This window comes from Bradyrhizobium sp. S3.12.5, from assembly GCF_040548225.1.
In the GTDB taxonomy this organism is placed as follows: Bacteria; Pseudomonadota; Alphaproteobacteria; order Rhizobiales; family Xanthobacteraceae; genus Bradyrhizobium; species Bradyrhizobium cytisi.
Genome location: NZ_JBEPRF010000003.1, coordinates 305,969 through 328,450, shown reverse-complemented (window position 1 = coordinate 328,450; position 22,482 = coordinate 305,969). Strand labels below are relative to the sequence as shown.

At 63.6% G+C, this 22,482-nt stretch carries 24 protein-coding genes; 15 read left to right on the top strand and 9 right to left on the bottom strand.

All coding sequences use genetic code 11. The features are described from left to right. The 4 genes from ABIC09_RS05630 to ABIC09_RS05615 are packed head-to-tail and all read left to right on the top strand — an operon-like array spanning nucleotide 1 to nucleotide 2,685. Nucleotides 1–738 (top strand): ABC transporter permease, encoded by a 738-nt coding sequence (locus ABIC09_RS05630; RefSeq protein ID WP_354108651.1) that lies wholly within the window; start codon nucleotides 1–3, stop codon nucleotides 736–738. Next, nucleotides 728–1,468, top strand: a complete 741-nt coding sequence (locus tag ABIC09_RS05625; protein WP_148756040.1) for an ABC transporter ATP-binding protein — start codon at nucleotides 728–730, stop codon at nucleotides 1,466–1,468. Before ABIC09_RS05630 ends, ABIC09_RS05625 begins: the two co-directional genes overlap by 11 nt. A gap of 48 nt (nucleotides 1,469–1,516) precedes the next feature. After that, nucleotides 1,517–2,311, top strand: a complete 795-nt coding sequence (locus ABIC09_RS05620) for a pentapeptide repeat-containing protein (RefSeq protein WP_354108650.1) — start codon at nucleotides 1,517–1,519, stop codon at nucleotides 2,309–2,311. Nucleotides 2,312–2,337: 26 nt separating this feature from the next. Next, a complete protein-coding gene (locus tag ABIC09_RS05615; protein ID WP_148756038.1) occupies nucleotides 2,338–2,685 on the top strand; it encodes a hypothetical protein in 348 nt (115 codons plus the stop codon). 9 nt (nucleotides 2,686–2,694) lie between these two features. On the opposite strand, the gene ABIC09_RS05610 is transcribed toward ABIC09_RS05615, so the two are convergent. From ABIC09_RS05610 to lanM, 4 genes are all read right to left on the bottom strand, one after another. Then, entirely contained in the window at nucleotides 2,695–2,904 is a 210-nt protein-coding gene (locus tag ABIC09_RS05610) for a hypothetical protein (RefSeq protein WP_148756037.1), read from the bottom strand. A 103-nt stretch (nucleotides 2,905–3,007) separates the two neighbouring features. Then, nucleotides 3,008–3,913, bottom strand: a complete 906-nt coding sequence (locus tag ABIC09_RS05605) for a DUF6662 family protein (RefSeq protein ID WP_354108649.1) — start codon at nucleotides 3,911–3,913, stop codon at nucleotides 3,008–3,010. Between the two features lie 24 nt (nucleotides 3,914–3,937). Next, nucleotides 3,938–4,018 carry a pyrroloquinoline quinone precursor peptide PqqA gene (gene pqqA, locus ABIC09_RS05600; protein ID WP_012029362.1) on the bottom strand — a complete coding sequence of 27 codons (81 nt, stop codon included), beginning with the start codon at nucleotides 4,016–4,018 and terminating at the stop codon, nucleotides 3,938–3,940. 170 nt (nucleotides 4,019–4,188) lie between these two features. Then, the gene (lanM, locus tag ABIC09_RS05595; protein WP_148756035.1) at nucleotides 4,189–4,581 is read right to left on the bottom strand and encodes a lanmodulin LanM; all 393 of its coding nucleotides are present in this window, start codon (nucleotides 4,579–4,581) and stop codon (nucleotides 4,189–4,191) included. 334 nt (nucleotides 4,582–4,915) lie between these two features. On the opposite strand from lanM, the gene ABIC09_RS05590 reads away from it, so the two are divergent. The 4 genes from ABIC09_RS05590 to ABIC09_RS05575 all read left to right on the top strand — a co-directional run bounded on the left by ABIC09_RS05590 (nucleotide 4,916) and on the right by ABIC09_RS05575 (nucleotide 8,411). After that, entirely contained in the window at nucleotides 4,916–6,580 is a 1,665-nt protein-coding gene (locus tag ABIC09_RS05590) for a methanol/ethanol family PQQ-dependent dehydrogenase (RefSeq protein ID WP_148756034.1), read from the top strand. Nucleotides 6,581–6,618: 38 nt separating this feature from the next. Then, nucleotides 6,619–6,963 carry a c-type cytochrome gene (locus ABIC09_RS05585; RefSeq protein WP_354108648.1) on the top strand — a complete coding sequence of 115 codons (345 nt, stop codon included), beginning with the start codon at nucleotides 6,619–6,621 and terminating at the stop codon, nucleotides 6,961–6,963. After that, nucleotides 6,960–7,883, top strand: a complete 924-nt coding sequence (locus ABIC09_RS05580) for a substrate-binding periplasmic protein (protein ID WP_148756032.1) — start codon at nucleotides 6,960–6,962, stop codon at nucleotides 7,881–7,883. The genes ABIC09_RS05585 and ABIC09_RS05580 overlap by 4 nt, the downstream gene beginning before the upstream one ends. Before the next feature lie 102 nt (nucleotides 7,884–7,985). Continuing rightward, a complete protein-coding gene (locus ABIC09_RS05575) occupies nucleotides 7,986–8,411 on the top strand; it encodes a hypothetical protein (protein ID WP_148756031.1) in 426 nt (141 codons plus the stop codon). Nucleotides 8,412–8,459: 48 nt separating this feature from the next. Here the strand turns inward: ABIC09_RS05575 and ABIC09_RS05570 are convergent, their stop codons facing one another. Then, nucleotides 8,460–9,428 carry a helix-turn-helix domain-containing protein gene (locus tag ABIC09_RS05570; RefSeq protein WP_148756030.1) on the bottom strand — a complete coding sequence of 323 codons (969 nt, stop codon included), beginning with the start codon at nucleotides 9,426–9,428 and terminating at the stop codon, nucleotides 8,460–8,462. Between the two features lie 515 nt (nucleotides 9,429–9,943). Between ABIC09_RS05570 and xoxF5 the strand changes: the two genes are divergently transcribed. The 7 genes from xoxF5 (at nucleotide 9,944) to ABIC09_RS05535 (ending at nucleotide 17,804) form a co-directional block, all read left to right on the top strand. Beyond that, a complete protein-coding gene (gene xoxF5 / locus ABIC09_RS05565; protein ID WP_354035397.1) occupies nucleotides 9,944–11,749 on the top strand; it encodes a lanthanide-dependent methanol dehydrogenase XoxF5 in 1,806 nt (601 codons plus the stop codon). A gap of 111 nt (nucleotides 11,750–11,860) precedes the next feature. After that, nucleotides 11,861–12,349 (top strand): c-type cytochrome, methanol metabolism-related, encoded by a 489-nt coding sequence (locus ABIC09_RS05560; RefSeq protein WP_148756052.1) that lies wholly within the window; start codon nucleotides 11,861–11,863, stop codon nucleotides 12,347–12,349. Between the two features lie 60 nt (nucleotides 12,350–12,409). Continuing rightward, nucleotides 12,410–13,519, top strand: a complete 1,110-nt coding sequence (locus tag ABIC09_RS05555) for an S-(hydroxymethyl)glutathione dehydrogenase/class III alcohol dehydrogenase (RefSeq protein ID WP_354108647.1) — start codon at nucleotides 12,410–12,412, stop codon at nucleotides 13,517–13,519. Between the two features lie 33 nt (nucleotides 13,520–13,552). Then, complete coding sequence (gfa, locus tag ABIC09_RS05550) at nucleotides 13,553–14,113, top strand: S-(hydroxymethyl)glutathione synthase (protein WP_148756027.1); 561 nt, start codon at nucleotides 13,553–13,555, stop codon at nucleotides 14,111–14,113. 611 nt (nucleotides 14,114–14,724) lie between these two features. Continuing rightward, nucleotides 14,725–15,177 carry a (2Fe-2S)-binding protein gene (locus tag ABIC09_RS05545; protein WP_148756026.1) on the top strand — a complete coding sequence of 151 codons (453 nt, stop codon included), beginning with the start codon at nucleotides 14,725–14,727 and terminating at the stop codon, nucleotides 15,175–15,177. Nucleotide 15,178: 1 nt separating this feature from the next. Next, nucleotides 15,179–17,491, top strand: coding sequence for a xanthine dehydrogenase family protein molybdopterin-binding subunit (locus tag ABIC09_RS05540; RefSeq protein ID WP_354108646.1), 2,313 nt, complete (start codon nucleotides 15,179–15,181; stop codon nucleotides 17,489–17,491). 52 nt (nucleotides 17,492–17,543) lie between these two features. Next, a complete protein-coding gene (locus ABIC09_RS05535) occupies nucleotides 17,544–17,804 on the top strand; it encodes a hypothetical protein (RefSeq protein WP_354083308.1) in 261 nt (86 codons plus the stop codon). An 89-nt stretch (nucleotides 17,805–17,893) separates the two neighbouring features. Here the strand turns inward: ABIC09_RS05535 and ABIC09_RS05530 are convergent, their stop codons facing one another. The 4 genes from ABIC09_RS05530 to ABIC09_RS05515 form a co-directional block, all read right to left on the bottom strand. Then, complete coding sequence (locus ABIC09_RS05530) at nucleotides 17,894–19,642, bottom strand: methanol/ethanol family PQQ-dependent dehydrogenase (protein WP_354108645.1); 1,749 nt, start codon at nucleotides 19,640–19,642, stop codon at nucleotides 17,894–17,896. 116 nt (nucleotides 19,643–19,758) lie between these two features. Beyond that, complete coding sequence (locus ABIC09_RS05525) at nucleotides 19,759–20,412, bottom strand: QcrA and Rieske domain-containing protein (RefSeq protein WP_148756022.1); 654 nt, start codon at nucleotides 20,410–20,412, stop codon at nucleotides 19,759–19,761. A 228-nt stretch (nucleotides 20,413–20,640) separates the two neighbouring features. Continuing rightward, nucleotides 20,641–21,105, bottom strand: coding sequence for a group III truncated hemoglobin (locus tag ABIC09_RS05520; protein WP_354108644.1), 465 nt, complete (start codon nucleotides 21,103–21,105; stop codon nucleotides 20,641–20,643). 136 nt (nucleotides 21,106–21,241) lie between these two features. Next, nucleotides 21,242–22,093: a 3-hydroxybutyryl-CoA dehydrogenase gene (locus ABIC09_RS05515; protein WP_354108643.1), complete on the bottom strand. Its 852-nt coding sequence runs from the start codon at nucleotides 22,091–22,093 to the stop codon at nucleotides 21,242–21,244. Nucleotides 22,094–22,482 lie beyond the last annotated feature (389 nt).

Sequence of the window (22,482 nt, the reverse complement as noted above, 5' to 3'; positions counted from 1 at the left end):
GTGCTGCGCCTTCTCTCCTTCGCCCTGTTTCTCGCGATCTGGTGGACCGCCGCGCTGTTCGTCGGCGGCGCAAAGCTGCCCTCCCCGTCCGCCGTGCTCGATGTCATTATCGCGGAAGCGTCAAGCGGCGCACTGTTCCTGCATCTCGGTGCGACATTGGCACGCGTCGCGCTGGCTTTCGTCCTGGCGATGTCGCTCGGCAGCGCCATCGGCTATCTGATGGGGCGGGTGAAGCTCGCCGACCGGCTCGGCGATCCCTGGCTGATCCTGCTGTTGAACCTGCCGGCGCTGGTGGTGATCGTGCTGGCCTATGTCTGGGCCGGGCTCACCGAGGCCGCGGCGATCGCGGCCATCGCCATCAACAAGCTGCCGACTGCGGTCGTTACCTTACGCGAGGGCACGCGCGCGCTCGACCGTTCGCTCGACGAGATGGCGAGCGTGTTTGCGATGCCGCGCTGGCGCACGTTCCGCCATGTCGTGCTGCCGCAGCTTGCGCCCTATATCGCGGCCTCCGCCCGCTCCGGCCTGTCGCTGGTGTGGAAGATCGTGCTGGTCGCCGAGCTGCTGGGACGGCCGAATGGCGTCGGCTTCGAGATCGGCGTCGCCTTCCAGCTGTTCGACACGCCGCGGCTGCTGGCCTATTCCCTGACCTTTGCCGCGGTCGTGCTCGTGATCGAGACGGCGCTGGTGCAGCCGTTCGAGGCCCGCGCAACGCGGTGGCGCCCCCGTGCGGCTTGAGGTCGAGATCACAGGCAAGACGTTCAAAAGCGCTGCGGGCGGAACGCAGGAGGTGCTGGCGCCGATGAAATTCGCGCTGCAGTCCGGCGAGGTCGGCGTGCTGATCGGCCCGTCCGGCTGCGGTAAAAGCACGATGCTGCGCATCATCCTCGGGCTCGACCGTGACTTCGACGGCCATGTCGCGCGCCCACCGGAGGCGCGGATCGGCATGGTGTTCCAGGAGCCGCGGCTGTTGCCGTGGCGCTCGGTCGAGCAGAATGTGCGGTTGGCGGCACCCGACGTGAGCGACGCAAAACTCGCCGAGCTTTTCAGGATTTTGGAGCTGGAGGCGCATCGCAGCCACTTCCCCGGCGAATTGTCGCTGGGGCTTGCCCGACGGGTTGCGCTGGCCCGCGCCTTTGCGGTCGAGCCCGACGTTCTGGTGCTCGATGAGCCCCTCGCCTCGCTCGACGACGCGCTGGCCGGCCGATTGCGCGACGAGATCGCGACGCTGGTCGCCAGCCGGCCCGTCACGACGCTGCTCGTGACGCACAGCCTGGACGATGCGGTGCGTCTCGGCGACCGCCTGTTCTTCCTGTCGCCCCGCCCGGCGCGCATTCTGGCCGAGGTCCCCATCGGCATCCCTCGCGAGGCACGCAGCGACGCCGCGATTGCCGCGATCAGGGCCGGGCTTGCGCGGCGAGCCCAGGATGAACAAGGCGGCGAACGCGCCGGGCGGGATGTCTCATAGGCAGCCGCACGGTCCGTGTGCTAAACAGGCCGGCAGCGGAGCCTGACGATGAGACGAACCGTTGCTCTGACGACGCTTGGCTTCGCGCTCGTCGCGACCGTGGCGAGCGCCCAGGACATGATGCGTGACGTCGACCTCACCTCACCCGCCATGGTTTCCGCTGAAATGAGCCGGCAGGAGGTCGAGGCCGTGCTGGCCAAAGCGGGCGCCGGCGCGCCCGCGGACTTCACCGGCACGCGCTTGTCGGGGCTCGATCTCTCGGGGCTCGACCTTTCCAGGTCGGTGCTTCGCGCGGCACGGCTCAACAAGACAAAACTCAGCGGCGCCCGTCTTGATCGAGCGATCCTCGATCAGGCGTGGCTTCTCGACGCAGATCTCACGGGCGCGAGCCTGAAGGACGCCAACCTATTCGCCACGCAGATGGCGCGCGCCCACCTAGACGGCGCTGATCTGACCGGCGCGCGCATCGCAGCCGACCTCAGCGGCGCAAGCCTGGTCGGCGCCTCGATCGCCGACGCGCATCTCGGCGCCGACATGCGCAACCAATCGATGGGGCTGATGCGCGCCGTGCTGCGATCGGCCAATCTGGAACGGTTGAACGCGCGCAACGCCGACCTGTCGCGCGTCGATCTCGAGTTTGCTTCCCTCAGGGGAGCCGACCTGACCGGTGCGTCGCTCCGGAACGCCCAGCTCGGCGGCGCCGACCTGAGCGGGGCGACCGTCATCGATACCGATTTCGAGGGCGCCGATCTCGCCTCCGCCAGGCTGATTGCACCGATCGGCCTTGACCGCGCCAAAAATTTCGACAAGGCAAAGAACAGCGAGCGCCTGATCAGGCAATAGCGGCGGCGCTTTGGGAGGACGATTTGATGCGTTGGGGTCTGGTGTTGATCGCGTTGCTGGCGTTTGCCGACGAAGCCGCCGCGCAAAGCAAGGGCAAGGGCATCCGGCTCTGGAATCTGACCACGGAGACCATTTCCGGCTTCCAGCTCTCGCCGGCCGGCAAGACCGAATGGGGCCCGAACCAGACCTTGAACGACAAGGACAAGGAGGTCGACCACGACGAGCGGCTGCGCATCACCGGCGTCGAGCCCGGCCACTACGACGCCAAGGTCAGCTATCCCAATTCACGGCAATGCATCGTCCGCGACATCGAGATCAAGGCCGACGCGGTGTTCTCGATCGCCGACAAGGATTTGAAGGACTGCACGAAGTAGCGCGGCAACTTACGCCTTGTCGCTCGAGTGCGGATATTCGCAGCGCCAGCGCACCGCCTGCCACTTCGGATGCTCGCCGACCCATTGCGCGATATAGGGCGGCGCGGCCATCGCGCATTGCGTCGGCGACCCCGCATAATTGAACACAATATGCTGCTCCTCGCAGGTCGCAGGCGAGAGCACCGCACACACAGTCACCACCAGGTCGATCGGATTCATGCCGGGATCCTCGCGCGGAAGCAGTTCAGGCTAACACAAAGGGATACGTTCCAAGGAGCCGGAAGTTTCAATCCGGCGTGAGAAGTAGGCGGGAACCGCTTTGCTAGAAGTTAATCCCGAACACCAGCCTTGCCTGATGCCGCTCGAAATTGACGAGGTCGAGATTGGCTCCCGCTCCGGCCGGACGGCCCCAGGCCTGCATGCTCCAGCTTAGGGTGAGCCGCGATTGCTCGGAGAGCTGGAAGTAGGCGGTCGGTCCGACGAACAGCGCCTGGCCCGAGAACCCGCCGAGGCCGATGCCCTCATACTGGCGGAAGTAGCGCAGCTCGCCGCCGAGCAGGACATTAGGGCGCACGCGCACCATGCCGGCAAAGGCCGCGCCGATGGTGGAGCTCTTCTCGGACAGCCCGCTCACCTCGAAGCGCGTCCATTCCGGCTGGTAGATCAAATTGAGCGCGCCGATCGCAAAATTCGGGATCAGCTCGCGATCGAAGGCGAGCGTGAAGGCAGTGCCGTACATCCGTCCCTTGGCGCCGCTGACTTCATCGATGCGGTCGCCATGGGTCTCGGTGGCGATCGTCATCCCGAACGGGGCCCTCTCGCGGTCGAGCAGGCGATAACGCAGGTCGAGCGAGAGGCCCTCAAAATTGAACTGGCGGCGGTCGTCGATATCGGGGACGCCGGTGATGTCATGCAGCGTGGCGGTGCCGCCGACCTCGATACGAAAATTCGGCAGCGGCACGATTTCGATCTCGACCTCATGGCCAAGGGCGCGATAGCTGCCACCGCCTTTGCCGAAGCGTCCCGTCGTCTCGGTCTGAAATTCGCGCTCGCCGGGATTGCCGACATCGCTGCCGATCATGAAGCCGAAGATATGCTCGGTGTCGAAGCCCTCTTCGGCCCTGGCGCACATTGGCACGAGCGTGAGCGTACACGCGACCGCCGTCCAGATTGTGTGGGCTCCAATGCGCATCACGAACACTACCACGGCTTCGACGGCATCCGCCATCAAAGCCGCGGCAGGTCGTCAGTCTTACTTGCGCGCAGCGCAGGCGTACATGTTGATTTCCATGCCGACCGGCACTTCCACGATCTTCGGAGCTTTCCAAGCCATTCGGGTCTCCCCAAGTATTGAGCGCGACATCGCGCCGGGCAAAACCTAGGGCTGCCTCAGCAACTGCGCAAGTCTGGAATCGGACCACGAACACAGCGAACTGTCGCGTCACACGCGTACAGTTCACTCTCGGGCAAACCGCCTTCGCTCCCAGTCAAGCGCTTCTGTTCTCAACGCAATAGCCGCAGCAGTGCGCGACCCGCGCGCGAGTTCAGCTCCTTCGCATCCAGCGTCCCATCCTTGTCGGGATTCGCCGCGTTGAAGCGCTGCTCCACCACGGCAAGATATTCGTCGAGCGTCAGCGTCCCGTCGTGATCGGGGTCGGCGGCGGCGAGTTCTTTCGCCGTTAACCGTCCGCGCAATTCACGCACGTCGAGCGTCCCGTCATGGTCGCGATCAAGCTTTGCGAACAGCGCGGCAGCCGCCTTCTTCACCTCGGCCAGATCGAGCGTGCCGTCATTGTCGGTGTCGAACATTTTGACCGCGCCGCCGGATGCCGACCAGGCCGGACCGGAGACCACAGCGAGCGTGAGCGCAAGCGCAACTGAGCGACGCGATATCATTTGGATCTCCCTGACCATAGGCCCCGATTCGCCGGGGATAGCGACAAGATAAGTCCGCAAGCCAGCCCCGGTTCAAGCCGAATTGCGATGCTTCGCCCGGGATGGAAACGGGTTGGGCCAAAATTCTCGCGCTGCGCCAATCTTCGCGCCGTGGAAATTGGTGCAGCGCATCCGCGCAAGACGCGCAACATTTCTCGAGGATTGGCGCATCAAGCCTGGCATCTGGCGTCTAACATATCGGCAGCGTGCTTTCGACTTTCGTATTGACGGGTTTTGCTTTCGGGCGGAGTGTTGCAATCGCAGCGTCAAAAGGCGCGCATATTGGGAGGAACGGATGAAACGCTTTGCGATGGCCGCGAGCCTCGTCATATCCGCATGCTCGGTTGCGAGCGCACAGACGACCGATCAACTGGTCAAAGGCGCAACCGATACGTCGAACGTTCTCAATTACGGGATGGGCTACAATCTCCAGCGCTTTTCGACGCTGAACCAGATCAACAAGGATACCGTCAAGAACCTCGTCCCGGTTTGGAATTATTCCTTTAATGATGATCGCAGCGAGGAATCGCAGCCGCTGGTGTACCAGGGCGTGATCTACGTGACCTCTCACAACGCGACCATGGCGGTCGACGCCAAGACCGGCAAGCAGATCTGGAAATCCAAGATCGAATATCCGGCCGAGACACCGCGCATCGTCTGCTGCGGCATCATCAACCGCGGTGCCGCGCTGTTCGACGGCAAGCTGTTCCGCACCACGCTCGACGCCAACGTGATCGCTATCGACGCCAAGGACGGCAAGGAGCTGTGGCGGCAGAAGGCGGCCGACATCAAGGAAGGCTATTCGATGACGGTGGCCCCGCTGGTCGCCGACGGCGTCGTCATCACCGGCATCTCCGGGGCCGAATTCGGCACCCGCGGCTTCATCGATGGCTGGGATCCGGCAACGGGCAAGCATCTCTGGCGCACCCATTCGGTCCCCTCGCCGGACGAGCCCGGCGGCGACACCTGGAAGGGCGACACCTGGAAGCTCGGCGGCGGCTCGACCTGGATCACGGGCTCCTATGATCCCGAGCTGAACACGGTCTATTGGGGCATCGGCAATCCCGGCCCGTTCAACGCGGCTGTGCGCCCCGGCGACAATCTCTACACCTGCTCCGTGCTGGCGATGGATCCAAAGACCGGCAAGATCAAGTGGCACTACCAGTTCTCGCCGAACAATCCGTTCGACTATGACTCGGTGGCCGAGATGGTCCTCGCCGACATGAACGTCGAGGGCAAGCCGACCAAGGTGCTGATGGATGCCAACCGCAACGGCTTCTTCTACGTGCTCGACCGCACCAACGGAAAGGTGCTCGCGGCCAATCCTTACGTGAAGGTGAATTGGGCAACCGGCGTCGACCTGAAGACCGGCCGTCCGATCGAGACCGACGTCGTCAAGGATGCGCGCGAGGGCAAGAAGGTCGTCGTCTATCCGTCGATCCTCGGCGGCAAGAACTGGGAGCCGATGTCGTTCAACCCGCAGACCGGATTGGCCTACGCCAACACGCTCGCCTTCGGCGGCAGGTACAAGTCGGAGCCGGCCACCTTCAAGCAGGGTGAATGGTATCTCGGCATGGACCTGACCGATCCCTGGGAATGGGGTGACGGCGCGCGCGGCCATCTGAAGGCGATCGATCCGATGACCGGCAAGGCGAAGTGGGAGGCGGCAAGTGACATCCCGCGCTTCTCCGGCGTGCTGTCGACCGCGGGCGGCGTCGTGTTCACGGGCGCGCTGACCGGCGAGTTCGAGGCCTTCGACGCCGACACCGGCAAGAAGCTCTGGCAGTTCCAGACCGGCTCCGGCATCGAGGGACAGCCGGTGACCTGGCAGCAGGACGGCGTGCAGTACATCGCCGTCACGAGCGGCTATGGCGGCGTCTACTCGCTGTTCTCCGGCGACGAGCGGCTGGCCAAGGTGCCGCCCGGCGGCTCGCTGTGGGTCTTTGCGGTGAAGCAGTAACGGCAAGAGACGTTGAGAGACAAGAGACGTTGAGAGACATGGCTCACAAGGCGGTGGCGATCCTTGCCACCGTCGCAGTGCTGACGGTCGCGCTTGCGGCGACCGTTCGTGCCGCGGACGATTCGAACGGCAATCCGCTGCAAGCGCAGATCGACCACGGCAAGTCGACCTATACCGAAAAATGCTCGCACTGCCACGGCCCCAACATGATGAACTCCGGCACCATCACGCCGGACCTGCGCGCCTTTCCCGACGACAGGACGCGCTTCGTCACCACCGTGAAGAACGGCAAGAACAACAAGATGCCGCCATGGGGCGACATTTTGAACGACGACGAGATCGGAAATCTCTGGGCCTTCATCTCCAGCCGGAGGAAGCCATGACAGGCCGGCTGGCAGCGCTCGGTCTCGCCATCATGCTTGCGGCTCCGGCAATGGCGTGGGCGGCAGATCCCCTCGGCATCTGTCTCGACGAGGACCGCCCGCCGCTCTCCGCGCATCACCGCGGCAAGCCGGACTCGGGCTTCGACGTGCTGCTGGCGCAGGCGCTCGCGGAGGGGCTGGGACGCCCGCTCAGGATCCAGTGGTTCGAGAGCAAGCTGGATGAGGATTCGAGTCCGCAGCTCGAGGCCAATGCGCTGCTGTCCGACGGCCGCTGCTCGCTGGTTGGCGGCTACGCGCTGACGACGGATTCCCTCGTCAAACCCGGCCTGAAGACAGCGCGCTTGCCGGATTTCGCCGGCGCCACGCGCGATGACCGGCGCCGCCGCGTTGCGCTCGGCGTGCTCGCCCCGAGCCGGCCTTACGTCTATTCGCCGATGACGGTGGTGCTCGGGCCGAAGGCGCGCGACCGCAAGATCAGCGATATCGGCGACCTCGCCGGCCTGCGCCTCGCGATCGAAAGCGGATCCCTGGGCGACGCCATCCTCATGACCTTCGACAGGGGGCGGTTAGTCGACAACATCACCCATCTCGTGCCCGCCCGCGACGACCTCCTGGGCGCGCTCGATCGCGGCGATTATGATGCGACCCTGATCGATCTCGCGCGCTACGACGCCCATCGCGACGCGCATCCCGACACCGCGATATCAGCCTCCGGCTATTATTATCCGATCGGGGCCAATCGCGGCTATGTCGGGCTTGGCAGCGATCCGGCCTTGATCGAGGCCGTCAACAAAGCGCTGACGGATCTTGCGGCCGAGGGCAAGATCGCCGAATTCGGCAAGCAAGCCGGCCTGACCTATCTGCCGCCGCGCGAGCCGGCGATCCTCGGCGACGTCTGGACGAAGATCATGCAGCGGTGAGCCGAGAACGCCCGCCGCAACCCGTCCGCTGGCCTAGCGGCACCGGCCGCCCTATGATGCCGCCGGAAGCCCTTGCCGTCCCGAACGAGAAAGGCAGCCCTCATGAGACCTGATGCCGTCGCCGTTGCCGCCCTGGTCATCCTGCTTTTCCCGATGGGCTATTTCCTGCTTGCGTCGCCCGCTTTCCTGCTGGTGAAGCTCGACATCCCGCCCGTCACGCAGCTATTGCGCGGGATGTTCAACATCCAGTTCAGGATGGTGAGCGTCGCCGGCGTGATCGGGACAGTAGCTTTCATCTTCGCCGGACGACCGCTGTTCGCGGCAGGCGTCGGCCTGATAGCGGTCGTCGCGATCTGGGGCCGCCCGTGGTTCATGCAACAGATAGACGACCAGCTTAGTGCCAGAGATGCGGGCGATGCGGACGCGGTGCGCCAGCTGCGTCATTTGCATTGGAAAGCAATGCTGTGCAACGCGGCGCTGGTCGCCGCTCTCGTGGCCAGCATTCCCTACGTCGCCATATCGGCGTGAGCTATCGCGTGTCCAGCAAGCCGCTACGAGCAGCAGCGTGAGGCGCGCTTAATTCTGATCCACGGCAACAGCGCCCTGTTGCCCCTTGTGGATCGAGGACGGCACCACACCGAAATATTTCCGGAACACGCGGCTGAAATGCGATGAGCTGGAGAAGCCCCACGAGAACGCGACGTCGGTGATGGTCTTGCCGCCGTGAGCTTCGAGCTCCTGGCGGCAGTTCTGGAGGCGCGCCTGCCAGATGTAATCGCTCACCGTGGTGCCACGCTCTGAGAACAGCATGTGCAGATAGCGCTTGGAGCAGCCGAGCTCGGCGGAGATCTGGTCGATGCACAGATCGGGATCGCGCAGGTGCTCGCGGATGAAAAATTGGGCACGCACATACATCGCCTCGGGCCCGACCCGATCGAACATCGTGTCGGCTTCGCGCAGCGGCAGCAGCAGCAGGTCGATCAGCGAATCGGCAACACCGACCGCGCTGTTGGCCGACAGCTTCGCCGCCTCGTCGAACGTGGCATGGACGAAATCATGGGCGATCCGTCCTGTCCCCGTCTTCGCCGACAGCTTGCAGGCCGGCATGCGCTGCGACGGGAAGCCGCGATCGCGCAGCAGCGCCTTCGGCACGATCACCACGTCGTGGCGCGTGAAGGCGGGACTGACGATCAGATGCGGACATGAGACGTCATAGGCGATGATGTCGCCCGGGTTCAGCTCGATGTGGCGGCCTTCCTGCTCGAAATAGGACACACCATATGTCTGGAAGTGAATTTTGATGTAGGGGTGCTCATTGGCCTTGGCGCGCGCCAGCGTGTGCGCGATGCGATGCTGGCTGACCTCGATCTGACAGAGCTTCAGGCGCGAGACGCTGGTGTAGTCGATGCGTCCCTCGAGCGAGGTTGCTTCCAGCGGATCGACATCGAAGTGCCCGCACAGACTCGTCAGCCCGTCGATCCAGCTCTGGATCTGTCGCTTCGGCGTTAGTCCGGTCGTCGAGAGCGTGTGAATTGTGTCGGACATTAATCCAGCCACTGGTGATACCCGGAGATCCGACGCGAATCGCGGCCAGCGCCTGCTGGAGCCCTCAGCCTTGATTGCGTGACGTTTACCTCAACTTTGGGCGGTCTTTGAAACGAGCGCCATCGTTCCTTTGCTGCCCTTGAAAGTTAATCCTCCGCCTTAGTTGCAACGCCGTCAAGCGGAACCTGAGCGTTGGCGCGCGGCGCCAAGCCGCGCGGAAGCCGCTGAATTCGCTACTGCAAAATCAAAAACTTTGCCTCCGTGCGCTGTCGAGCAAAGCGGCTTCTCTCTTGGGCAAGTTTCCCGATAGCGAAGTCGTTAGGAATTACGGCAGGAACAAAAAAAACGGGCCGCTCCTGCACGCGGACCTGTAGCTCTCATCCTGAGGAGGAAACAGCCCAGCATCGTTTCTGGTCCCCAACGTGACCGCCCTGCACGAGCAGACGCCGGACGAAAAGCCCGGTGATTAAGCAATGCTTCGGAAACAATAAAACGCGACCAACGGAGGAATGACTATGCGCAAGGTGCTACTGGCGACCTTTCTTGGCTCCGCAGCGGCTCTCGCCGTCGGCGGCGCCTCTGCCAATGACGAGCTGAACAAGATGTCGCAGAACCCGAAAGATTGGGTGATGCCGACGGGCGACTATGCCAATACCCGCTACTCCAAGCTCAACCAGATCAACGCACAAAATGTCGGCAAGCTCCAGGTCGCCTGGACCTTCTCGACCGGCGTGCTGCGCGGCCACGAAGGTGGCCCGCTGGTCATCGGCAACATGATGTACGTCCATACGCCGTTCCCGAACAAGGTCTACGCCATTGACCTTTCGCAGGAGAACAAGATCGTCTGGAAGTACGAGCCAAAGCAGGATCCGAACGTCATCCCGGTGATGTGCTGCGATACGGTTAACCGCGGCCTGTCTTACGGTGACGGCAAGATCTTCCTGCATCAGGCCGACACAACCTTGGTTGCGCTCGACGCCAAGTCCGGTCAAGTTGCATGGACCGCCAAGAACGGCGATCCCAGCAAGGGCGAGACCGGCACCTCCGCGCCGATGGTCATCAAGGACAAGGTGCTGGTCGGCATCTCCGGCGGTGAGTTCGGCGTTCAGGCCCACATGACCGCCTACGACATCAAGACCGGCAAGGTCGCCTGGCGCGGCTATTCGGAAGGGCCGGACGACCAGATCCTGGTTGACGACAAAACCACCGCACTCGGCAAGCCGGTCGGCAAGGACTCCAGCCTGAAGACGTGGCAAGGCGATCAGTGGAAGATCGGCGGCGGCGCGACCTGGGGCTGGATCTCCTACGATCCCGAGCTGAACCTCGTCTATTACGGATCGGGCAACCCCTCGACTTGGAATCCGAAGCAGCGTCCCGGCGACAACAAATGGTCGATGACGATCTGGGCACGTAACCCGGACACCGGTGTGGCCAAGTGGGTCTACCAGATGACGCCCCATGACGAATGGGACTATGACGGCGTCAACGAGATGATCCTCTCGGATCAGTCGATCAACGGCCAGCCGCGCAAGCTGCTGACGCATTTCGATCGCAATGGTCTTGGCTACACGCTCGATCGCACCAACGGCGAACTGCTGGTCGCCGAGAAGTACGACCCGAAGGTGAACTGGACCTCCGGCGTCGACATGGACAAGAGCTCCGCCACCTATGGCCGTCCGAAGGTGCTCGACGCAGCTTCGACCGACAAGGCGGGCGAAGATCACAACGTGAAGGGCATCTGCCCGGCGGCGCTCGGCACCAAGGACGAGCAGCCGGCGGCCTACTCGCCCGACACGCAGCTGTTCTATGTTCCGACCAACCACGTCTGCATGGACTACGAGCCGTTCAAGGTCAGCTACACCGCGGGCCAGCCCTATGTGGGCGCGACGCTCTCGATGTATCCGCCGCCAGGTGAAACCAATATGGGTAACTTCATCGCCTGGGACGGCAAGACTGGCAAGATCGTCTGGTCGAACAAGGAGCAGTTCTCGGTCTGGTCGGGTGCGCTCGCAACCGCCGGCGGCGTGGTGTTCTACGGCACGCTCGAAGGCTACCTGAAGGCAGTCGACGCCAAGACCGGCAAGGAGCTCTACAAGTTCAAGACTCCCTCCGGCATCATCGGCAACGTCACCACCTACGAGAACGGCGGCAAGCAGTATGTCGCAGTGCTCTCCGGCGTGGGCGGCTGGGCCGGTATCGGTCTGGCAGCCGGCCTGACCGATCCGACCGCAGGTCTCGGCGCGGTCGGTGGCTACGCGGCGCTCAGTAACTACACGGCACTCGGCGGCACGCTGACCGTGTTCTCGCTGCCGGCGAACTAGCCTCACCTCCGTATCGCTCCGGCGCGTGGATCAACTCCACGCGCCGGCTCGTCTCCACCGAACGCCTTCGAGGAACACCTTTTGCGTAAAATCTGCTCTGTCATTGCTGCGATGATCTTCGTTGCGTCCGGAGGAATTGCTGTCGCGGACGGCTCGGGCGACCCGACCGCCGTCAAGCAGAACGAAACTGGCGAATGGCTCGATAAGGAGGGTAACCCGACCTACAAGATCAACGGCGACTCCGTCGACTGGTACACCTATTCCGGATACCGCCGCTATCACTCGGACTGCCATGTGTGTCATGGCCCGGACGGCATGGGCTCGACCTATGCGCCCGCACTGAAGGATTCGCTCAAGACGATGAACTATGCCGATTTTCTCGGCGTCGTCGCCTCGGGCCGCAAGAACATCTCCACCGCCGCAGAGAACGTGATGCCGGCCTTCGGAGATAACCCGAACGTCGCCTGCTACATGGACGATCTCTACGTCTATCTGCGCGCCCGCTCCGATGAGGCCTGGGGCCGCGCCCGTCCCGGCAAGCATGAGGACAAGAACGACGCCTATACCAAGACTGAAGACTCATGCATGGGCAAGAAGTGAACGTTGCAGCCCGGCCGAGGCTTAAGTCTTGGCATCCTGCGAGAATCTGAGGAGTTACCGATGAAGACACGTGCCGCTGTCGCTTTTGAAGCCAAAAAACCGCTCGAGATCGTCGAAGTCGATCTGGAAGGGCCGAAGGCCGGCGAGGTCCTGGTCGAGATCAAGGCGACGGGCATCTGCCATACCGACGCCTACACGCTCGACGGTCTCGACAGCGAAGGAATCTTCCCGTCGATCCTCGGCCACGAGGGCGCCGGCATCATCCGCGAGATCGGCGCGGGCGTGACCTCAGTGAAGCCCGGCGATCACGTCATTCCGCTCTACACGCCGGAATGCCGTCAGTGCAAAAGCTGTCTGAGCCAGAAGACCAATCTCTGCACCGCGATCCGCGCGACGCAGGGCAAGGGTGTGATGCCTGACGGCACCAGCCGCTTCTCCTACAAGGGCAAGCCGATCTACCACTATATGGGCTGCTCGACCTTTTCCAACTTCACGGTGCTGCCCGAGATCGCGGTGGCGAAGATCCGCGAGGACGCCCCCTTCGACAAGAGCTGCTATATCGGCTGCGGCGTCACCACCGGCGTCGGCGCCGTCGTCAACACCGCGAAGGTCGAGCCGGGCTCCAACGTCGTCGTGTTCGGCCTCGGCGGAATCGGGTTGAACGTGATCCAGGGCGCCAAGATGGCCGGCGCCGACAAGATCATCGGCGTCGACGTCAACGACTCCAAGGAGGAATGGGGCCGCCGGTTTGGCATGACCCACTTCGTCAACCCCAAGAAGATCACCGGCGACATCGTCCCGCATCTGGTGACCCTGACCGACGGCGGTGCCGACTACACCTTCGACTGCACCGGCAACACCACGGTGATGCGCCAGGCGCTGGAAGCCTGCCATCGCGGCTGGGGTACATCGATCATCATCGGCGTCGCCGAAGCCGGCAAGGAGATCGCAACCCGCCCATTCCAGCTCGTCACCGGCCGCAACTGGCGCGGCACCGCCTTCGGCGGCGCCCGCGGCCGCACCGACGTGCCGAAGATCGTCGACTGGTACATGAACGGAAAGATCCAGATTGACCCGATGATCACCCACACGCTCAAGCTCGAAGACATCAACAAGGGCTTCGACCTGATGCACGAGGGTAAATCAATTCGTTCAGTCGTCGTGTTCTAGCTCGCAAGCGTCACCCCCAAGGAGGATCGACCCATGACTGCACTCCATCCCTCGATCGACAACGGTATCAAGCAAGGCACAGGCCACTTCGCCGGCGGCACGCTCGCCTGCAAATGCAAGGACCACCAGGTCAAGGTCGGCGTGAAGGGCGACGTCGCCCACAACCACGCCTGCGGCTGCACCAAGTGCTGGAAGCCGGCGGGTGCGACCTTCTCGGTCGTGGCCGTCGTGCCGCGCCAGAACGTCACCGTGCTCGAGAACGGCGACAAGCTCCAGATCGTCGATCCCTCGGCGGCGATTCAGCGTCACGCCTGCAAAGCGTGCGGCACGCATATGTTCGGCCGCATCGAGAACAAGAACCATCCGTTCTACGGGCTCGACTTTATCCATCCGGAGCTGTTCCAGGAGCAGGGCTCGCAGGCGCCGCAATTCGCCGCCTTCGTCTCCTCGGTGATCGAATCCGGCGTCAAGCCGGAGCAGATGGCCGGCATCCGTTCGCGGCTGAAGGAAATTGGGCTCGAGCCCTATGACTGCCTGTCGCCAGCGCTGATGGATGCGATCGCGACCCACACGGCGAAGGCCAAGGCCGCCTGACAAGGCTGCCAGAACCTTGTCCGTCCCCTCGCTGGTCCCCAGAGAGGGGACGGACAGCTCTCGAATGGTTTGCGGCGAGCTTGCCGCCAGTGCACTTTGCGTATGCGAGCGCGTTCCGCTCCCTCAGTCCTGGTCTCTGAATGACTGCGCAGTGCCGCCCACTTCCTGCTTGAAGTCAGCGTCCCTGCGATTCTCCCTCCCTCGACTGAGGCATACTGCTTCGTCCGCGCAGTCCCTCTGGCGGACGAAGCTTTTTTCACCGCGCCTCAGATTCCGTGATTGTGCGACGCGCGACCTGTTGCCGCGCCCTGCTTTTGACAAACCCCGGATGCAATCTGTTCACGTCGAGAACACCCGGCTGTGAATGCCGGTCCGGCGCGATCTCTGCTACGGTCGCGCCGTCACGATGCCGCGCGAGCTCAATCAATCAAGAACAAAACGGGAGGTATCGAGCACATCCGGACATTGCGATTCGTATTCCAGCTTCATGCCGGGATTTGCCCGCGCAGGACAACCGGCTGGAGTGCGGTTGCGACAGCGCACGGACCATTGTGCCGACAGACATCGGCCAGTCCAACATCGGCAAAGCTTATGAAGAGCGAGGGACGATCATGATCAAGGTGAAGATCAACGGCCAGGAACAGAGCTGGGACGGCGACCCGGATCTCCCGCTACTCTGGTTCCTGCGCGACGAAGCCGGGCTGACCGGCACCAAATTCGGATGTGGCCAGGCCCTGTGCGGCGCCTGCACCGTCATCATCGACAAGGAGGCGGTCCGCTCCTGCATCACCTCGATCAACGACGTGGCGGGGCGCGAGGTCACCACGATCGAGGGGCTGCATCCGGATGGCGATCATCCCGTCCAGAAGGCCTGGCGCGAGGTCAATGTTCCCCAATGCGGCTTCTGCCAGGCCGGCCAGATCATGCAGGCGGCTGCGCTGCTGATGGAGAACCCCAAGCCGTCGCATGACCAGATCCGCGAGGCGATGTCCGGCAACATCTGCCGCTGCGGCTGCTACCAGCGCATCGAGAACGCCGTCCACCTCGCATCAACGGGAGTGTGACATGAATTTCATCGACAATCCGCGGAAGCTTCGTGGCTTCGAAAAGAATCTGAAGGTCGAGAAGATTTCGCGCCGCAGTATCCTGAAGGGGCTCGGCGTCACCGGCGGCTTCGTGCTCGCCGCACCCGTGATGACGCGCCGGGCCTTCGCCTATGAGACCGGCGCCGGCAAGATGCCGCATGGCGTTGTGGTCGATCCGCGCGTGTTCGTCGCGGTCGCGCCTGATGGCACCGTCACCATCCTCGCCCACCGCGCCGAGATGGGCACCGGCGTGCGTACCAGCCTGCCGCTGATCGTGGCCGAGGAGATGGAGGCCGACTGGTCCAAGGTCAAGGTGCAGCAGGCCCATGGTGACGAGGTCAAGTTCGGCAACCAGGACACCGACGGCTCGCGCAGCACGCGGCATTATCTCATCCCGATGCGCCAGATCGGCGCCTCCGCCCGTACCATGCTGGAGCAGGCCGCGGCAAAGCGCTGGGGCGTGCCGGCGACGGAAGTGAAGGCAGTCAATCACGAGGTCGTCCACAGCGCCAGCGGCCGCAAGCTCGGCTTCGGCGAGCTCGCAGCCGACGCCGCCAAGGAATCGGTGCCGAGCATCGAAGGCCTCAAGCTGAAAGACCCCAAGGATTTTCGCTATCTCGGCAAGGGTCAGGTCAGCATCGTCGATCTCCACGACATTACCACCGGCAAGGCGCGCTATGGCGCCGACGTGCGACTGCCCGGGATGAAATACGCCGTGATCGCCCGCCCACCGGTGACCGGCGGCAAGCTCACCTCGTTTGATCCGGACGCTGCACTGAAAGTGCCCGGCGTCGAGAAGGTGATGCAGGTGCGCGGCTGGCCGTGGCCGTCGAAATTCCAGCCGCTCGGCGGCGTCGCGGTGATCGCGCGCAACACCGGCGCTGCGATCAAGGGCCGCGACGCGCTGAAGCTCGTCTGGGACGACGGCGCCAACGGCAAATACGACTCGGTTGCCTATCGCAAGGAGCTCGAGGAGGCCTCGCGCAAGCCGGGCCTCGTCGTGCGCCAGGAGGGCGACGCGGACGCCGCGCTGAAGGCGGCGGACAAGGTCGTGATCGGCGAATATTACCTGCCGCATCTCGCTCATGTCAGCATGGAGCCGCCGGTCGCGGTCGCCGATGTCAAGGGCGACAAGGCGGAGATCTGGGCGCCGGTGCAGAGCCCGGGCGGCACGCGCGAGGACGTCGCCAAGACGCTCGGCATCCCCGAGGGCAATGTCACCGTTAATGTCACGCTGCTCGGCGGCGGTTTCGGCCGCAAGTCGAAATGCGACTTTGCGCTCGAGGCGGCGCTGCTGTCGAAGGAGCTCGGCACGCCGGTCAAGGTGCAGTGGACGCGTGAGGACGACCTCCACCACGACTTCCTGCACACGGTCTCGGTGGAGCGGATCGAGGCGGGGCTGGACAAGGACGGCAAGGTGATCGCCTGGCGCCACCGCAGCGTGGCGCCGACCATCGCCTCGACCTTCGCTGCCGGTGCCAAGCATGCGGCGTCCTTCGAGCTCGGCATGGGCCTCGTCGACATGCCGTTCGAGATCGCCAATATCAGTTGCGAGAACCCGGAGGCAGCCGCATTCACCCGCATCGGCTGGTTCCGCTCGGTCTCGAACATCCCGCGCGCCTTCGCGGTGCAGTCGATGGTCGGCGAGATCGCAAATGCGACCGGACGCGACCAGAAGGAGACGCTGCTCGCACTGATCGGCACACCACGCATCGTCAAGCCCGCCGTCAAGGACATGTGGAACTACGGCGAGCCCTATGACAGCTACCCGATCGACACCGCGCGCCTGCGCAAGGTGGTCGAGCTGGTCGCCGAGAAGGGTGAATGGGGCCGACAGGTCCCGAAGGGCCACGGCCTCGGCATCGCCGTGCACCGCAGCTTCGTCAGCTACATTGCGACCATTGTCGAAGTCGCTGTCGACGACAAGGGCAAGCTGACGGTGCCGCGGGTCGATACCGCGATCGACTGCGGCACCTATGTCAACCCGGAGCGCATCGCCTCGCAGATCGAAGGCGCCGCGATCATGGGCCTGAGTCTCGCCAAATATGGCGCGGTCACTTTCAAGGACGGCAAGGTGGAGCAGAAGAACTTTGACGACTTCCAGGTCATCAGGATGGACGAATCTCCCGTGGTGACCAATGTCTACATCGTCCCGCCCGGACCCGACACGCCGCCGAGCGGCGTCGGCGAGCCCGGCGTGCCGCCGTTCGCGCCTGCACTGATGAACGCGATCTTCGCCGCGACCGGAAAGCGCATCCGCGCATTGCCGATCGGCAAGCAATTGGAGGCTTGACGGAACAGACGCGGCCTCGCGCCGTTTCCATCGATCTGACTGGAGCAGATCGATGACAGACATTCCAAGGGCGCTCGCAGTCTCGCTGCTGTCGAGCGTCTTTCTTTTGACGAATGCAGCCGCGTTCGCCCAGAGCACCGCCACGCCGCCGAGCACGGCGACGCGCCCCACCGCGCCGGAGCAAAACTCGCTTCCCAACGCCAGCGCGCCGCCCGCCTCGACCACCCAGACCACGGGGCAAAGCAGCGCCGATCCGAAGGTTCAGGAGATGAACCAGAAGGAGAAGGACAAGGTGGATCGCCAGGGGAAGTAGCGACGTTCACACACGCAAAATGCGGCGGACGTTGCCGTCCGCCGCATTTGCCCCCACTCGCTCCGCCGTCTTCGATCCGCCTGCGGAGCTTATTTCTTCAGTGCGAACACCCAGATCACGCCGCCTTGCGGCACGTTGGACTCGATGCCGATATTGTTGGTCGCGAGCGCGTCCTGGATGCGCTGCGCGTCCACGCCCCAGCCCGACTGGATCGCGATGTATTGCGTGCCGTCGATCTCATAGGACATCGGCATGCCCATGATGCCGGAGTTGGTCTTCTGCTCCCACAACTGCTCGCCGGTCTTGGCGTTGAAGGCGCGGAAGTTGCGGTCGTTGGTGCCGCCGGCGAAGACGAGATCGCCCGCGGTTGCCGTGACCGAACCGAACATCTGCGATTTCGGGAAGTTGTGCTGCCACACCTTCTTGCCGGTCGCGGGATCCCAGGCCTGGATCTCGCCGAAATGATCGGCGCCCGGCTTGGTCTTCAGGCCGATATCCTCCGGCTTGGTGCCGAGCCAGAGCTCCCCTGGCTTGAGCGCGATCTTCTCGCCGGTGAAGCCGCCGCAGAAATTCTCGTTGGCGGGAACATAGACGAGGCCGGTCTTCTGGCTGTAGGCCGCCGACGGCCAGTCCTTGCCGCCCCACAGTGACGGACAGAACTCGACGCGCTTGCCGACCACCGGCTTGTGCGCGGGATCGAGGATCGGCTTGCCGTTCTCGTCGATGCCCTTCCAGACGTCGGTCGAGACGAACGGCCAGCCGGCAACGTAGTTGATCTTGGTCGGTGTGCGCTCGAGCACCCAGAAGATTGCGTCGCGGCCCGGATGAACCAGGCTCTTGATGCTGCGGCCGTCACGCTGCAGGTCGATCAGCATCGGCGCATCGACCTCGTCCCAGTCCCAGGAATCGTTCTGGTGGTACTGGTGATAGGTCTTGATCTTGCCGTTGCCGGGATCGAGCGCAAGCACCGACGAGGTGTAGAGATTGTCGCCGGGATGCATCTCGCCGGGCCACGGCGCGGCGTTGCCGACGCCCCAATAGACCGTCTTGGTCTCCTTGTCGTAGGTCCCGGTCATCCAGGCCGAGCCGCCGCCATTCTTCCAGTCGTCGCCCTGCCATGTGTCGTGGCCGGGCTCGCCTTCGCCGGGAATGGTGAAGGTCCGCCACAGCTCCTTGCCGTCCTTGGCGTCGAAGGCGGCGACATAGCCGCGCACGCCGAACTCGCCGCCGGAGCCGCCGACGATGACCTTGCCATCGACGACCAGCGGCATCAGGGTCATGTATTGACCCTTCTTGTAATCCTGCACCTTGGTGTCCCACACCACCTTGCCGGTCTTGGCATCGAGCGCGACGACGTGGTCGTCGGTGGTGGCGAGATAGAGCTTGTCCTCCCACAGGCCAACGCCGCGGCTGGTCGGATGCAGCTGGAACAGATCATCCGGGAGCTGCCGCTTGTAGCGCCAGTATTCATCGCCGGTTTTCGCGTTCAGCGCGATCACCTGCCCCATCGGCGTTGCCACGAACATCACGCCATTGTTGACGATCGGCGGCGCCTCATGGCCTTCGACCACGCCGGTGGCAAACGTCCAGACCGGCGCGAGATCCCTAACGTTGGAGGTGTTGATCTGGTCGAGCGGGCTATAGCCCTGCCCGTCATAGGTGCGCCGATAGAGCATCCAGTTGCCTGGCTCCGGATTCTCGAGGCGTTGCTGGGTGACGGGCGCGTAGCTCTCGATCGGTCCGGCGATTGCAGCGGTCGAGACAAGGCACGTGAAGGCGACGAAGCCGGACAGCAGTATTTGCTTCCTGGTGATGGACGTTTTCTTCGACGTTTTCATGGACGTTCCCCTTTTTCATCCGTTTGAATTCTTGTTTTGAATTCTTGTCGTTCGTCCCGACGTCCGCCCCTCGGCGGATGCGGCCTCTTGTGACGCGGGCACGACCCGCACGTCCATCATCCCGGCTGCGCGCCACCTACCTTTCCGATGAATCCACCCGCGACGCTGAGCGAACCGTCAGCGAGCGCAAGCGGCAGCGCGGCGAGCCGCCGCGGCGCCGGCCCGAACACCACCTGCGCGCTGGCGCGGGGATCGTATTCGGAGTTGTGGCACATGCATTTGAACACCTCCTTGTCGCCGACATCGCTCTTGACCCAGGCGGTGACGGGACAGCCGGCATGGGAGCAGATCGCCGAATAGGCGATGATGCCGTCGACGGCACGCGCGCGCGTTTGCTCGTCGAGCTCGGCAGCATCGAGCCGGATGATCAGGATCTCGTTGAGCCGCGAGGCATTGCGCACCACCGATGTCTTGGGATCCTGCGGCCAGGCATGCACCGGCGGGCCGCCAGCCGTCAGATCAGCCGGTTTGATGAGCTTTCCTTCGTGATCGCCTTCGGAGAACACGAGCATGTCGCCCTTCTGCGGACGTTCGTCGGAGCCGGGCGGATCTTCGCCCGCACGCGCTGGCGCGGAACAGCCGAGACAGGCGGTGGTGGCGAGTGCACCGAGCAGCAATGTTCGCCGCGTTTGCTCCGCGCTCACATCGGCTTCGGGTTCCGCAGTGCTGCCGGGGGATGATAAAGTGATATTGAATGATGCGCGCGACATGCACGGTAGCAGGCGCTGGAACTCTGCCGAAATGAAGGCGAAGAATTGGCGCCGCAATGCATCAATATGGCTTTGCTCGCTTTGATTGAACGCGATTGAACGCATTCAAACGGGTTTTTGCCATTTCAACGTCATGCCGCGCGATCGGCATGATCATTTTGCAGATCAGACCGATCATGTTGGAATTGGTGCCAGGCGCTTTTAACAGCGCGACGCAACCAGTCGTGTTCAGGACCTGAGCACGTGACGCGGCGACGCGATGCGGCCGGCGATGGTGGCCGACGCCATTTCAAAACTGTCGGCGATGCGACGCGCCTTGTCGATGAACAGCGCAGCCGCCGGCGGCGGGCAGACTTCGCGCGCGGTTTGTTCGAACAAATCGAGCCAGCGGTCGAAATGATCGCCGACCAGGCTCAGCGGCATATGCGCCCGCATCGGCGAGCCATGGTAGCGGCCGGTCATCAGCACCACCGACGACCAGAACCCCTTGAGCTTGGCGAGATGCTCGTCCCAATTCTGCACGATCGCGAATACCGGTCCGAGCAGCGTGTCCTCGCGGACGCGGCCGTAGAAACGGGTGACGAGTTCCCCGATCATCTCCTCGGTGATCCCGGTGCGCTCGATCGCATTCAGGGTTAGCAGGTTCCGCCGTTCGGCCGCAGCTTCCCGCTCGGCCTTCAGTCGATCCGACATGTCCTTTGTTTTCCGTTTTTTGTTGTTCCCGCGAGCCGCCCGTTCGACATTGTCGGACCAATTGCACGCGGCGTCTTTGTCGCAGCGCAAATTGCGGGAGTGAGCGACGGGTGCTAAGCCCGCCGCCCGCGCCAAATCAGGCGCCGTAAGTGTAAAAGCCCTGCCCGGTCTTGCGGCCGAGATGGCCGGCATCGACCATTTCCTTGAGCAAGGGGGCCGGACGGTATTTAGGGTCGTTGAAGCCCTTATAAAAGACCTCCATCACCGACAGCATGGTGTCGAGCCCGACCAGATCGGCCAGTGCCAGCGGGCCGATCGGATGGTTGCAGCCGAGCTTCATGCCGGCGTCGATTTCCTCCGCGGTCGCGATGCCCTCCTGGAGCGCGAAGATCGCCTCATTGATCATCGGGCACAGGATGCGGTTGACCGCAAAACCCGGGCTGTTCTTGGCCGTGATCGCCACCTTGCCGACGCGCTGGGCGAAATCAAGCGCCTGAGCGTGGGTGTCGTCCGAGGTCTGCAAGCCGCGGATCAGCTCCAGCAGCGCCATCACCGGAACTGGATTGAAGAAGTGCATGCCAATGAAGCGGTCGGGGCGATCGGTGGCGGCGGCAAGCTTGGTGATCGAGATCGACGAGGTGTTGGTCGCAACCAGCGTGCGCGGCGACAGCGCAGCGCAGAGGTCCTTCAGGATCTTGACCTTGAGCTCCTCGTTCTCGGTCGCGGCCTCGATGACGAGATCGCAATCGGAGAGTTTTGCGCGATCGGTCGTGCCGGTGATACGCTTGAGCGTCGCCTCGCGATCGGCCGCCGACATTTTCTCCTTCTTGACCAGGCGCTCGAGGCTGCCGCCGACGGTCGAAATGCCGCGGTTCACTGCCGCATCGGAGATGTCGACCATCACGACCGAAAGCCCGGCCGCGGCGCAGATCTGGGCGATGCCGTTGCCCATGGTGCCTGCTCCGATGATGCCAACGGTATTGATCATAGCCTGACGTCCTTCTCGTTGAGCGAGCCCGCAATCGACTACGGCGTGCCCGGTTTGACCCGACTTTCAATCCGCGGCCGCCAAAGTGCTGCGCCGCATCCAGGCTCTTCCTTAAAGCATCCGTGGCGAGAATAAAGTCGCCTTTCCGCTCGCGAAGGGCATGATTTCGCTGTCTCGCGACCGTTTTGGCCCGAGTTTTGCGGCTCGTTTTCGCCCCCGGGATTGCCGAGGGCGCAGGGAAGGCCGGGCGCCGGCTGGCACCCGCGGTCCGCTGTGCGCGGGTAGCGCAGTGGAGAACTGCACAGCGGCGTACAGGGCAGCCGAGACATCCCGACCTTCCCTGCGCGAGTGGTTTGACGGCTTATGCCGTGCCCTCCCCGGAGCCGAAT

What these genes read in the sequence shown, in the direction of transcription:
- ABIC09_RS05620 (WP_354108650.1), top strand. Translation starts at nt 1,517, where the DNA reads ATGAGACGAACCGTTGCTCTGACGACGCTTGGCTTCGCGCTCGTCGCG.
- ABIC09_RS05615 (WP_148756038.1), top strand. Translation starts at nt 2,338, where the DNA reads ATGCGTTGGGGTCTGGTGTTGATCGCGTTGCTGGCGTTTGCCGACGAA.
- ABIC09_RS05610 (WP_148756037.1), bottom strand. Translation starts at nt 2,904, where the DNA reads ATGAATCCGATCGACCTGGTGGTGACTGTGTGTGCGGTGCTCTCGCCT.
- ABIC09_RS05605 (WP_354108649.1), bottom strand. Translation starts at nt 3,913, where the DNA reads ATGGCGGATGCCGTCGAAGCCGTGGTAGTGTTCGTGATGCGCATTGGA.
- pqqA (WP_012029362.1), bottom strand. Translation starts at nt 4,018, where the DNA reads ATGGCTTGGAAAGCTCCGAAGATCGTGGAAGTGCCGGTCGGCATGGAA.
- lanM (WP_148756035.1), bottom strand. Translation starts at nt 4,581, where the DNA reads ATGATATCGCGTCGCTCAGTTGCGCTTGCGCTCACGCTCGCTGTGGTC.
- ABIC09_RS05590 (WP_148756034.1), top strand. Translation starts at nt 4,916, where the DNA reads ATGAAACGCTTTGCGATGGCCGCGAGCCTCGTCATATCCGCATGCTCG.
- ABIC09_RS05585 (WP_354108648.1), top strand. Translation starts at nt 6,619, where the DNA reads ATGGCTCACAAGGCGGTGGCGATCCTTGCCACCGTCGCAGTGCTGACG.
- ABIC09_RS05580 (WP_148756032.1), top strand. Translation starts at nt 6,960, where the DNA reads ATGACAGGCCGGCTGGCAGCGCTCGGTCTCGCCATCATGCTTGCGGCT.
- ABIC09_RS05575 (WP_148756031.1), top strand. Translation starts at nt 7,986, where the DNA reads ATGAGACCTGATGCCGTCGCCGTTGCCGCCCTGGTCATCCTGCTTTTC.
- ABIC09_RS05570 (WP_148756030.1), bottom strand. Translation starts at nt 9,428, where the DNA reads ATGTCCGACACAATTCACACGCTCTCGACGACCGGACTAACGCCGAAG.
- xoxF5 (WP_354035397.1), top strand. Translation starts at nt 9,944, where the DNA reads ATGCGCAAGGTGCTACTGGCGACCTTTCTTGGCTCCGCAGCGGCTCTC.
- ABIC09_RS05560 (WP_148756052.1), top strand. Translation starts at nt 11,861, where the DNA reads ATGATCTTCGTTGCGTCCGGAGGAATTGCTGTCGCGGACGGCTCGGGC.
- ABIC09_RS05555 (WP_354108647.1), top strand. Translation starts at nt 12,410, where the DNA reads ATGAAGACACGTGCCGCTGTCGCTTTTGAAGCCAAAAAACCGCTCGAG.
- gfa (WP_148756027.1), top strand. Translation starts at nt 13,553, where the DNA reads ATGACTGCACTCCATCCCTCGATCGACAACGGTATCAAGCAAGGCACA.
- ABIC09_RS05545 (WP_148756026.1), top strand. Translation starts at nt 14,725, where the DNA reads ATGATCAAGGTGAAGATCAACGGCCAGGAACAGAGCTGGGACGGCGAC.
- ABIC09_RS05540 (WP_354108646.1), top strand. Translation starts at nt 15,179, where the DNA reads ATGAATTTCATCGACAATCCGCGGAAGCTTCGTGGCTTCGAAAAGAAT.
- ABIC09_RS05535 (WP_354083308.1), top strand. Translation starts at nt 17,544, where the DNA reads ATGACAGACATTCCAAGGGCGCTCGCAGTCTCGCTGCTGTCGAGCGTC.
- ABIC09_RS05530 (WP_354108645.1), bottom strand. Translation starts at nt 19,642, where the DNA reads ATGAAAACGTCGAAGAAAACGTCCATCACCAGGAAGCAAATACTGCTG.
- ABIC09_RS05525 (WP_148756022.1), bottom strand. Translation starts at nt 20,412, where the DNA reads ATGTCGCGCGCATCATTCAATATCACTTTATCATCCCCCGGCAGCACT.
- ABIC09_RS05520 (WP_354108644.1), bottom strand. Translation starts at nt 21,105, where the DNA reads ATGTCGGATCGACTGAAGGCCGAGCGGGAAGCTGCGGCCGAACGGCGG.
- ABIC09_RS05515 (WP_354108643.1), bottom strand. Translation starts at nt 22,093, where the DNA reads ATGATCAATACCGTTGGCATCATCGGAGCAGGCACCATGGGCAACGGC.